Origin of the sequence: Candidatus Erwinia haradaeae (assembly GCF_900698965.1) — a bacterium.
Lineage (GTDB): Bacteria > Pseudomonadota > Gammaproteobacteria > Enterobacterales > Enterobacteriaceae > Erwinia_E > Erwinia_E haradaeae_A.
On sequence record NZ_LR217725.1, the window covers coordinates 730874 to 744453 of the forward strand.

Annotated in this window: 4 protein-coding genes and 1 other RNA gene; 2 read left to right on the forward strand and 3 right to left on the reverse strand. The window is 32.7% G+C overall.

The features are described 5' to 3' along the window. Positions 1 to 821: 821 nt before the first annotated feature. Positions 822 to 2177, reverse strand: coding sequence for a CDP-diacylglycerol--serine O-phosphatidyltransferase (gene pssA, locus CIPSTX3056_RS02300; protein WP_072666332.1), 1356 nt, complete (start codon positions 2175 to 2177; stop codon positions 822 to 824). A gap of 1267 nt (positions 2178 to 3444) precedes the next feature. Between pssA and gshA the strand changes: the two genes are divergently transcribed. Continuing rightward, positions 3445 to 5013: a glutamate--cysteine ligase gene (gene gshA / locus CIPSTX3056_RS02305; RefSeq protein WP_072666333.1), complete on the forward strand. Its 1569-nt coding sequence runs from the start codon at positions 3445 to 3447 to the stop codon at positions 5011 to 5013. An 882-nt stretch (positions 5014 to 5895) separates the two neighbouring features. Here the strand turns inward: gshA and ffs are convergent. Next, positions 5896 to 5990, reverse strand: an RNA gene (gene ffs / locus CIPSTX3056_RS02310) — signal recognition particle sRNA small type. A gap of 3602 nt (positions 5991 to 9592) precedes the next feature. Here ffs and cls point away from each other — a divergent pair. After that, a complete protein-coding gene (gene cls, locus CIPSTX3056_RS02315; protein WP_072666531.1) occupies positions 9593 to 11053 on the forward strand; it encodes a cardiolipin synthase in 1461 nt (486 codons plus the stop codon). A 991-nt stretch (positions 11054 to 12044) separates the two neighbouring features. On the opposite strand, the gene CIPSTX3056_RS02320 is transcribed toward cls, so the two are convergent. Continuing rightward, positions 12045 to 12521, reverse strand: coding sequence for a single-stranded DNA-binding protein (locus tag CIPSTX3056_RS02320; RefSeq protein WP_072666334.1), 477 nt, complete (start codon positions 12519 to 12521; stop codon positions 12045 to 12047). Positions 12522 to 13580: the final 1059 nt, after the last annotated feature.

Genomic DNA, 13580 nt, shown 5'->3' on the forward strand with positions numbered 1-13580 from the left:
AAACAATACTATAATAATCCATCTGAAACTTATATAAGCATGATAAGTGATCTTCGGTGAATCTACTATTAGTATAGCATATGACACATCATATGCTTAGTATTTACACAGTAAATAAATTATAAGTGCGCTATATGTTTTAGGTATGAAAAATTAACATCATGTTTCCTTTGAACAACAGCCCTCACAAGAGATCGAGAATATAATTCTAGAGTCATAGATATATTCTATATAGCAATAGAATTCTATTAAAGCTTAACTATTAATGCTCGCACTAAAAATTTTATAACCATAATACCAATTTTCTCTTATAAAAAGATCAGCTATTCTATAAGAATTAGCTATATTGAGGTAATTCACTCAAACAGATAATCAATTGACAATATAGAAAATATTATTATTGAGATTAAACAAAAACATAGAAGACTCTTAAATTTCTGAAAATCATAATATATGCAGCATTAGCCTTCGTAACAGTGATGGCGATGGTAGTCCATTTAGTCTGATATATTATGCTGTATTATATATAGCATTGAGATAATATAATATAATATAAGTAGACTGCTGGAAACACCACCGGATAATCTATAAGCATGCATATAGTTATGTTAAAATAAACAAACTAATACATTTTATATTTTATATTTTATATTATATTTATAGCCTCCAATATCATACCGATAAAGAGTTGATATTTTACTAGGTTTAATCTATATAGACTGATTTACTCTTAATACTCTTAACTAGTACCTACAGCTCCACTCAAGCTATGTAGATGACACAATACAAGACACATCTCGGGCATTCAATTGCATGGTCATTTATAAAATAGCACGAAGCAGTTGATCTATATGTATACTCCGTAGGCGACGAATACATCTACGTACTGGTTTTGGGTAATCAGAGATGCTTTCTAAATCCTGAAAGTTTTGTATCAAAATAGTATGTTTTCGGATCACATTTAATTCATCGAAACGCTGTTGCGCCAGTTGTTGTAGTGGGTCATGCACCAAAATAGCATTTTCTAAATCTAGACGCCACGAGCGTGGGTTAAGATTGTTTCCTGTAAGCATCATCCATTCATTATCGACCCACAACCCCTTCAGGTGGTAACTGTTTTGACCGTGCATCCATACACGGACTATTAACTGTCCTGTATTAATATAATTTTGTAATCGGCTAAGAAAAGAGCGTAAATTAATTTCATATAAGTAAGGTAAGGAGCCAATCATAGTAAAGGGCTGATCCTCTGGAATATAGAAATCATTTGCGGTTTTATCGCCAACAATGATCTCTACAGTCTTTCCTTGTTGTAATAAAAATAGGATATTTTTGACCAAAATACGTGGCAAGTTAAAATAAGGAGTGCAAATCATTAAAGCATACTGCGTAGATAACATGAAGTGATAAATTGTCTTGTTAAGAAGACTATGTTTTCCTAAGCCTAAAAGAGGAGTAATAGCAAGAGATTCATGCTCTTCATGGGCCTGAAATTGATAATTGCATCGACGCAAGGCCCGACGAAACTTTCGAGTATAATATTTGATATCAGAGCGGGCGGAAGGATCTTGTTGATCTATTCTATTAACAGCTTTATCTTGCAATAGACTTTTTTTAATCCATTGAAGCATCGTATCCGCTAATTCCCGATTATTCAGGCATTGATAGCGATCGTAACGATAAGTATCTTTCTGATGCAAATAAGTGTTATTAAAGCTCGCACCAGTATACAAAACAGTGTCATCAATAATCGATCCCTTCAGATGCAGTACACCCCATGCTTCTCTAGTATTGACAGGAACCCCATAAACAGGAACGGAATCATTTGGGTTCTTAGTAGCCATCAAGTAATACCAATCAGCATTAGTCATGCCTAACGCCGTACCAATGCGACGACGTTGCGCACGGTGCCAGTCCACTAATACACAAATATCTAAATGGGGTTTCTGTTTTTTAGCTGCATAGAGTGCGGAAAAGACTGCTTGTCCGCCTTCATCATTCTCTAAATATAGCGCAATAATATAGATCCTATACGTAGCAGAAGAAATTTTCTCTAATAAGAGATATCGAAAGTCCAGTGGTGAAAATAATGTGCTAAAACCAGCCACTGATTGTGGAATTTTAGGCAGTTGCATCAGGTATTGTTGGTGCCTATTACATTGAGATTTGAACGACATTACAGCGAGCTTCTTTCTTAGTGAAACAATGAATAAAAATAGGAAAACTGATGTACCCAATTATAAATAATCTTTTGTCATATACAGTAAAATCCATTAAAATAATAAAACTATAACGCTATTCTATATTAGAATAGATATTGCCTTATTGCGTCAATATATAGCTCTAGTATCTAGAGGGTATTGTGTATACCTTAACATGAATCACCTACTCTAAATAAGATAATATATGTGATCAGAGAATCATCTATCAAAATTTTACTAAAAATAACTATGTATCTTTTGGTAAAAATTAACTAAAAATTGTTGTTTTCCATATACGATCGTTATCTGTTATGCATTATATGCTATAAAAGATATAACCTATAATATAGAGGGTACTGTTCTATGATGTTGTGAATCTACAAAACACATTCTATATTATGCACTAAGATTAATAACCTATTGTGATATCTACTGTCATCCAATTTTAACAGATGAGAAAAATGCGCGCCACTACGGTCCAATGAAGTACACATAAAATGTTATGGTACAAAAAGACTCTAGCATAAACAGAAATCTTATAGCGTAAATTAGGTCTGCTCATAGTAGATATATTTTAGCATATATCACATTACCGTTGAATTTATCATGTATACCTGGAGGTCTATTCTTCATATATCATATATGATGATGTCACAAATAACAGAGTGAGTATATTGATCTCAATGCTCTTATATTGTTTAATAATGCAAAAAATTAAAAAAGTAAACTCTGCAGTACATAAAGCAGCAAATAGCAGGCGCTCTTTTTCTAAGCAGAAAAAGCATTCAGACAGGTATGTATAGATGGACATTGCATATACATGTTCAAAAGAATAGATATATGCTCTAACAGAGAGCTAGCGTGTTTGATCTTTAATTCAAGTTATATATACTAATATCTATAATTGTTATGATCCAAACAAAATATGCCTGAACTCTTTCCTGATCTGTTAGTTTTTTATTTAAAGACGATAGCCAATTTAATTTAACAATACGCTGCCAACGCTATGCGTTAAATCATAATAAGATATTCTATAGTTCACTCCATAATATGAGATTATACGATAATATATTATATAATTACAGACAGCGCACTAAGCCATTACCTATCGTTATATAGTAAAGCCTGAAAATGCTCTGCTAAACAGATGATCCTTTTGAAGAAATATTAAAAATACCGTCACCTCAGTGCATGAAATACATCATGCTTTATTATAAAATTTCTCTATAGCGGGAGGTCAATTTTGATCCCGGATGTATCGCAAGCCCTTTCCTGGTTAGAGTCTCATCCTGATTCAATAAGAGGCATAAAACGAGGTATTGAACGAGAAACTTTACGTGTAAAACCTGATGGGTTACTCGCTACTACTCGACACCCGATGTGTTTTGGATCACCCCTGACTCATCAATGGATTACCACAGATTTTGCGGAAGCGCTGCTGGAATTAATTACGCCAGTTGATGATGATATTGATCACCTACTAGAATTTTTAGGTGACCTGCATCGTCATGTATCTAGACAGTTAGGAAAAGAACTTATGTGGCCAATGAGCATGCCATGCAAGATGCATCCAAACCAAAAAATACAACTCGCGCAATATGGATCGTCATATATTGGTCAAATGAAAACACATTATCGTCAAGGATTAAAAAATCGCTATGGCGCCTCCATGCAAATTATTGCAGGGGTGCATTATAATTTTTCACTACCGTTATCTTTTTGGAAATCATGGGCGGGCGTATGTGACGCAGAAAACGGAAAAGAGATAATTTCTGCAGGTTATTTACAAATGATCCGCAACTATTATCGTCTTGGTTGGGTCATACCGTATCTTTTTGGTGCATCACCAGCCATTTGTTCTTCTTTTATGCAAGGTCAAGCTAGCGCACTACCATTGGAGTACAGTGAAAACGGAATGTTTTTCTTACCCCATGCCACCTCACTACGCCTAAGTAACATGGGTTATCTGAATAGATCTCCAAGCGACTTAGACATTACCTTTAATAATTTTGAAGATTATATCATTAGTTTAAAAAAAGCGATGCAAACTCCATCAAAAGAATTTGCAGCAATGGGAGTAAAGGATAAAAATGGAAATTGGATTCAATTAAATACTAACATTCTGCAGATTGAAAATGAACTGTATATACCTATACGGCCTAAGAGGGTTACGCGATGTCGTGAAGCTCAATCTGATGCATTACAACGCAGGGGGATTGAATATGTAGAAGTCCGTTCATTGGATGTTAACCCATTTTCACCTATTGGTGTTTCATCTGAACAGATACGCTTTTTGGATATGTTTCTGATTTGGTGTGCAATTGCTGATGCTCCTAAGATAGATAGTATAGGGCTACTCAGTATACGTAAAAACTGGGATGTAATTATTACTGAAGGCCGTAAATATGGACAAACTGTACATATCGATTGCCGAACTACTCAGTATCCAGTCTCTAAAGTAGGAAAAAGTCTCTTGTATGATTTAAAGCGCATAGCAAAAATACTAGACAGTCTTAATACAAATCCTAAATACCAAAAAGTCTGTCAAGATCTACAAAAATTTTTTGAAGACCCTGATTTAACTTATTCTGGTCGTTTGTTACCAATGTTGAAATCTAATGGCGTGAGCAATACTGGTCTTGCTTTAGCCTGGCAATATAAAGACAAGTTAAGTCATGAGTCGCTAAAAGTACTAGAAAGTCATCATTTTATTAACGAAGCAAGACGATCTAGGATCAGCCAAAAAGAGCTTGAAGCTGCTGACGCACAGTCACAGAAATTCGGCGCTACTGATACTATATATCATTGGTAATATGTCCACATTAATATTTGATTTCGCTATCTATTTAATAGATATTTATCTTAAGACTAATTGCATCCTATCTGTAAATATTACACATAGATGCGGTGCCTTGATAACAAGAGTTGATTTTCTCTAATACTGATAATTTTTTGCTAAAGCAATAGGAACAACGGGCAGAAAAACCACTATGGTAATAACATGTCGCACTAAAAAACCAAAATTTATACTGTTTTCTCTGATTGAAAATTGCGATGTCATATGTTTTTAATATGCATCAATTTAAGCGTAGCTGCCCTTTCCTGTCTGATGGTACTATATAATAGTACAAATCTAAAAGTTATAAAAACATTCTGTTAGAAGTTATTAATTGCATTTAGATAAATACTTAGGCCAGAAAGCCAGATATCTCTATAATTTAGTGTTTAGAGATACAAAATAGTACCTTATTTATTAGAGCACCTAATAAGGTTTTAGCTTATAGAAAGGATTGAGATTATAGCATCTATACATATAGTATCAATAGTGCATTCCTATAGACCTTATGGGTCATGAAAGTCAATCTATCCCCAAGGATGCATTAGGTTAGGAATGGGGATCTAAGCATGTGTCGTATCATCAGTTAGCTTAAAATACCAAAAAATGTTACAGAATACTTCTAATGTAGTAGAAAAACGATTTTTTAAAAAAGAAAAAGAGGATTGTGGAAACACATTGAAGCATCTGTTGCGTATTGTGTAATCTAACTGGAATATAGATATACAGTGATTTTTAACTATAAATAATTTTATATATTTTTTATATATTAATGTATTCTAATATGATTAGTGACGGCATCATTATATTGGTATCTCTCTATACTATATTAGAGATCATAACCTCAATTGGCGGGAACCGTGTTAGCTGTATGCAGCACATGTGTTATCTGTTGCGGCTGCTTCCTTCCGAACCTGACCGAGTTGGCAGATTCACATTGCAGATGACTAACAAGGTTCCCATAGTAGATTACTAATTTTATGATACATGATATTATCCATTATTCCTGTGTATAATACAAGTATTATATTAGCACATAATGCATCATTGGTAATGATCATATCATTATTTAATTCTCTCATGAGATCTATAAGTACATTAAATCGCTTAATAAATATATACATAGCTATATTATATAGAGTATATACACTAAGATCATCAGTACATTTAGTCTTCAGGTATAAATTGTCAAGTGATTTCTAACCATCAAAAAAAGCAGAAAACACATTGACCTGCTCAAGGGGATATTACTATAGCATTATGCATGCCTTGTTTTCGTATATTAATCACACCTAAGATCAATGCTAAGCGCGGGAGAGCATACCATAATTCATTATGGTATGCTCTCCCGCGCTTAGCATTGATCTAGAATACAATTCTATTAGGCTTACTTTGTGTATGCAGACCCAACCTTTATGTTCAGTGCTCTATGACTGAGCTAGTAATAAATAAAAATTTTAAGCTTCAAGATCCAAAACTGCATAATGCAATCAATGATTGAGCTCTGGGAAAGAGAAGATCATTATACTTAATCTTGCTAGTATTGTTTAGTCAAATCAAGGCAATGCTTCTAATAATCTTGGTTGACATGCAAATCGTAGTCGGCACACAGCAATAGCGCTCTCTCGAGGTCCCAGTTGATTAGTTAATAGAATATTACGTAATAGTTCTTTTTCAAACGTATTACATGTTTAGAGATCGATAGTGTAAGATTTATCTTAATAGAATCTGCTATCATATAAGGATAATAACATCATGCGATAAGATGCCTAGAGTGTGATTTATTATGTAACATTTAACTTATTAGTAATCATACAAAATTAAAGTAGATGCGAATATGCTTATACAATAAGAAAATCATACTATGTATAAAAATTTATAGTATTACTATTAGTAGATATACATATAAGTTAAGCACTCATAGAGTGTAATAATACTAATTATATTTGCTGCATACTATAACACAATTTTAATAAGGGATCACTCTGCCAGGGAGCATTACGTGACTCTATTTCATATAAGATATAATTAACCTTTAAAATTTCTAGCAAATTCCAGAAAAATAACATTTTAAATCAAAAAGAGGGATTTTGAAATCAGGCCCACAAATAGGTTTTCCAAAAAGAAATAACTAGCACGACAGGTAATGCTAATATAGTATATTTACACTAGTATCAAATTAATTGTATTGATAATTGTATTGATAGTATATTGTAATACATCTTTGTCTCTACTAGAGCTCTATTCATTATGTGATATATACAATATATTTTTCTGATGCTATGTATTGGATAATGATGAGTAATCCATGTTGCGGGGTTGAATTGAAGTAAAGATAAAATATAACCCTGATTTATCACGAAGCTATAAGTATAAAATTAACAACTCCAATAAAGATTAATTCCGTCTCCCACGCAAATACATCACACCGCACAGTATGATAACAATTATTATTCCTACTCCGATTATCTTTTTCCTAAACTTTAATTATGATCATCCATCATATCTAATATTTTAAATGTTCAGCCTTGATCTTGCTTTATTGTATATAATATATTTTTTATATTATATAAGAATTTTTGAATTTTTCTATGCGATATCACTAATTGTAATTAATGTTCGGCTATTATTAGTCTTATAAAGCTCCATGATTTAAAATAACATTTTTAAGATAAATTTTTACCACCTATGCATTATAAGAAAATATTTACGATAAAAGATTTGATTAAAATTTTCAGTTAATTTTGTCTAAAATAGATGAATTTTTATTTACATCAGTAGCTTGCACTAAATCTCTATTTCTGCTTGATCAGTGAAAGCTGTTGTAATTCGTTCACACAAAATATATAATCTTCTGATTAGAATCTACAATGTCTTCTAATCCATTATATTGATCTGGACACATCTAATGATTTATTTATTGTTGAAGTTATAAAAAATCTAAACACAAACCCCAGAATCTCTATATATTAACGACTAGTGTATACGCATAGCACGATACAATGCTCTATCATCACAAATATTACCTAAAGATTACCTAAAGTTATTCGAGCCTTAATGGTACTACATTGTTATCTTCGATAATCTCTAAAATATCAATAACTGTACTCCGATCAATGCTAATTATTTGGCATTTTTAGATTATATTGGACATGCTGTCCCTGTGTATCGCAAACAGAGATAAGAGCCATTTAAAGCTATAAGATCGTAGAGCCCTAGCATTCTCCATAATTTTTAGATCATATTTGTTGTAAAATTATCCTATTATTATTTTTTTAGTAAGTAATCCTATCAGGATTTCACTTTACGTTAAGTGCAAGCTAATAAAATACAAACATGCAAGACGCATACTCCAAAATTATCCAACTGAATAAAGAATCTGCAAAATACTAAAACTAATAAGTGGCAATATAAAGCTTTCTGCGTCCTGTAAAGTAATGCAAGGTTATTACTTGATCATCGTAAACTCCAATAATCATAGGAAGAAAAATATTCCAACAATAACGGAAAGCATAATAAGACATTTTAAAACCTATCCTTGATCTCAAGGTTATTACGTAAGTTTTAGAAAAAATTGATATAATGCTTGCATATCATGATATTTGATCTAACACTAAAAGTCAGTATGCTACTGTTAAAAAATAAGTGGAAAATCCTTTTGAAGTGATACTACGTGCCTTTATAACCTCAGGCTTCAGCTGTATCATACTATGCCCATAAAGTTTTTAATCTATTATTGTCTGACATACAGCATAGAAGCTGTAACGAAAGATATAGAATTAATACCGCTATCAATATTTATATACATAGCGCAATGCGCTAAACTTATATCAAATGATAATCTATAGTTACCACTATACTAAAAATAGCCTAAACAGGTCTCATTTAGGTCTTAGAGGTATGCTCTATATATAAGTGTCCGTTCTATAAATTATTGATAGATTTTGTCTTATAGCGCTATATGCTGTAGTAAAAATATATTTTTATGCTGTGGAAGCTAAAAGAATCTTTCTCACGCACAAACTCTAGAAATTCTGATAACTGTATACCATAGATATTTTGAATATTAGTTGCTTCTAGTTAGAAGATATTCTTCTAATTTCTATCACTATCATGCAATATCTGTACATGAAAACATCGATCGCTGTTGGCTCTGGCACTAACTCTTTCAGCTGCGTATTAATACAGATTACCACTACTATGAAGATAGTACGATGTGATCGTTAATTACGGTAAAGCTAATAGAGCAGTATACATTCACAATGTATAAAAATTATTACTACTTGTATACCTTTCTATCAGAACTCTCGCTATGCATATAGTAACTCTACAATAGTTCTTATGCTCTGTATGATGACACATATCACATCTCGATAGATATAAATCTTATACTAAAAACGCTTGGATACATATAAACTATTAGATGGCACAATTTAAGAAACTCAAACTAGTATTTTATTGGATAGTATAATGACCCTGCTAGGGACTTCCTTCTTACAGGTTCCTGTTTTTATAACAAACTCAAAATGAATCTGTAAACAGGATGATTAATTTGATTGCAACTTTTTATACCACCATGAGCTGGTTACTAGTTTTCGGTTATTGGTTTTTAATAGCTGGAATTACTTGTCGCATTTTAATTAAACGCCGATCAGTACCCTCTGCAATGACCTGGTTACTAATTATTTATGTTTTACCTCTTCTAGGAATTATTGCCTACCTCACTCTAGGAGAATTACATTTAGGTAAATGCCGTGCTCAACGAGCGCGTAGAGTGTGGCCTTGTATGGCTATCTGGTTCAAAAACTTACAATCTATCCAAAACCCTTACCCTACACAGAACAGTGAGATTGCTCAACCACTATTTCATCTTTGTGCAAATCGACAGGGAATTTCCGGAATCAAAGGAAACCAATTGGAGCTTCTGACTAGCAGTTATCATACATTACGCGCATTGATTCGGGATGTAGAAAAAGCATCCCATAACATTGAAATGGTTTTTTATATCTGGAAACCTGGTGGACAAGCTGATGAACTTGCAGAAGCACTAATCTCCTCTGCACGACGCGGGGTGTACTGCCGTCTTTTACTTGATTCTGCTGGTAGTGTAGAATTTTTTCGAACAGTTTGGCCAAATCGAATGCGTAATGCTGGAATAGATGTAGTAGAAGCATTACCAGTTAGCCTACTCCGAATTTTTTTTAGACGTATGGATTTACGGCAGCATAGAAAAATGGTTCTGATTGATAATCATATCGCTTATACTGGTAGTATGAATCTAGTGGACCCGCGCTTTTTTAAACAAAACACAAAAATTGGTCAATGGATAGATTTAATGGCACGTATGGAAGGTCCGATCGCAACTACCATGGGAGCTATTTATTCGAGTGATTGGGAAATTGAAACTGGGCAGCGCATTTTACCAGTAAAACCAGATAAGAAGGTTATGTTTCTTGAAAAAAAGAATGACCGTACTATTTTAGTGATTGCATCAGGCCCAGGCTTTCCAGAAAATATTATTCATCAAGCGATATTAACTGTGGTTTTTTCAGCACGCAAAAAATTAATAATTACCACTCCCTACCTGATTCCAAGCGATGATCTATTACACGCTATCTGTATCGCTTCTTATCGTGGTGTAGATGTTAGTATTGTTATTCCACGTCATAATGATTCATTACTAGTCCGTTGGGCTAGTAGAGCATTTTTTAGCGAATTACTTGAAGCTGGAGTAAAAATCTATCAATTTGAAGGTGGACTTTTGCACAGCAAAAGCATTCTTGTTGATGAGCAGCTTAGTCTCATTGGCACGGTCAATCTTGATATGCGAAGTTTATGGCTTAACTTTGAAATCAGCTTGGTCATTGATAATCATCAATTTGGAAGTGATCTGGCGCGTGTTCAAGAGAATTATATTGCTAAATCGCGCTTAATAGATATGAACTGTTGGGTTCAGCGCTCCTATTGGAAACGTATTTTAGAGCGATTATTCTACTTCTTTAGTCCGCTACTATAAATGGACGCTACTATAAATGGATAATTATAGTAGCATAAAATGCTATCGTTATCAGGGGTTATAAAGCAATCCTCTGTTAGTATTACTAATACCGATAAAGGAATATATTGTAGATGCGGCCGCTATCTACTGATCGTTTAGTATGGCTGTTACTCACTGATAGCGTTACCTCTTACGATTAGGCAGTAAGATATTTTGGCTTTTCTAAGTGCAGTAGATTGTTGCAAAAACTAAATTTACTAATACAAATCAATAAATAGTATAATTTTAAGATAAATCGTATAATTTTAGAAAAATTCAGCATCAAAAATGCTACTTTATATATTATGAATGGTAATAAGTGGTTATTACCATGACTAGTATATCAAAGCTCTAAACTAAATCAGTATCTATAGCTAATATGTCATGTATTCACATTATCATATACTTATTGTTAGAATTTTTTACCTTAATAAGAGTTATCTGCATAACTACTTGACTCTAATACACAATTATAATTAACAAGACCTATGTGTAAATATGTAAATTTTTTAAGAATATTATGTTTTCAAGAATTCGCATCAGTTAAAAAATACTTATGAGAACTAATCTTGTATAGGTTTTGGGATATGCAATATGCATGTATCATTGGTTATCAGTTTATCCTTAACTACCTTTACTAATATAATGACTGAATAATACATTTAGCAAGATGCTCAAAAATAGAGGTCCATGTGATGATCAATCACTATAAAAAACCATCTGATTCTACACTGCATATTAGAAATATATAGATAATTTCTGTAGTTTTGACCTTATCAAATTTTTTCTCTAGTGTATATATTCAAAATATATCAAAATATCGATGTTTTATATTATAAATATCAGTGTATTATGTATAAGGTAATTGCAATCTTCATGTAATGATTACATCATATGTTACTAAATGAATTAAATACCTAATTGTACCTAAAAGCTCTAACCTAATAATTAATAGATACAGCACATTTACTTAAAAAGGAATATCATCTTCAAAATCCACTATTGATTCAGTATTAGGTAAGCTATTCTCTAGCTGAGCAGGCTTTTGTGGAGAACGAGATAGTTGCGCTTCTTTACTTGATGAATGATTTCCCTGTATACGCCCACCAAGCATCTGCATAGTACCACCTACATTCACTACTACTTCTGTAGTATACCTCTCGATTCCAGATTGATCAGTCCATTTGCGTGTCTGAAGAGATCCTTCAATATATATTTGGGAGCCTTTACGCAAGTATTCACAGGCTACTTCAGCAAGTTTTCCAAACAGAACCACGCGGTGCCATTCAGTTTTTTCTTTTGTTTCTCCAGTCTGCTTGTCACGCCAACTTTCAGACGTAGCCAAAGCTATGTTAGTAACAGCACTACCATTAGGTATATATCGTATTTCCGGATCCCGACCCAAATTGCCAACTAAAATTACTTTATTCACACCTCTGCTAGCCATACTATCGCCTCCAAGAACTAATAATCCTGATAACTAATCTGGTTATTGCGCATAACCTTGAAATGTTTTAACCTATATTCCATACTACTGCACTAATAACACCAACCAAAGCTTTATCATTAGTACACACATTGTGTATACTACGTATATTACTACATATTCTATATCAGATCTAATTCCTAGATGCAGTACGCAGTCGTCGTATACAGTAAGAAAGGATAATTTATTACTGTATACAGATTATATATCTTAAAACCTACAGAATACCAACACTGATCGGTTCTATACTCAACTAATTCAACCTGGCCATAAGAAGTGATAGACTTTGTTCCTTAGGAACTAAATAAATAGTAAATTTCGTTCATGCATTAATTAACTCGATATTTCTATTTAGTCAGAAATATTTATTACTATATCGCTCTTACACTACAATGCTTAAAATACAACTTTGAAGCTATTAATTTTTCAATAACTGAATGTGTGTAGAAAAATTATTTTTAATATATTAACCACTAGAGAATTAATAAATTCAATAAATGATAGTAGAATCTTCTGTAAATATTTTTACATCTGTGATGTATCATATATTGATATGTCAATGCGAGCTGAATTTCTTATAAAAATCTGTTGAATAACATAATTTCGAATAAGATGTATTACTGATAGTATATATAAAATACTTTCAGCTCAAGAAAAGATTTTTCAGAAACATCGGATGCTCTACCTCTAGAGCTAGAATACTAGATCACCTATGTCAAACTGAATAATTTAGCTTCACATTCTAAATCAATACCTCACAACATTCTAAATCAATAGGTGTATGTATAGATCGGTCTTTATAATATCTTTGTAATAAATGCTACAGGTATTTGTAAGAGAGCACTTGATAGAATTAACAGTTACAATGTGTAGCGACCGCGGGCTGACCACAGAGTCATTATCGCTGGATCCAGAAATCCCATAAGCTAACTTTTCAGGAAAATTTGAAAATTTGTAGTATTGTATATATCTAACATTAGATATTATTATAATTTGACGATCAAAACTACGTAATGCACC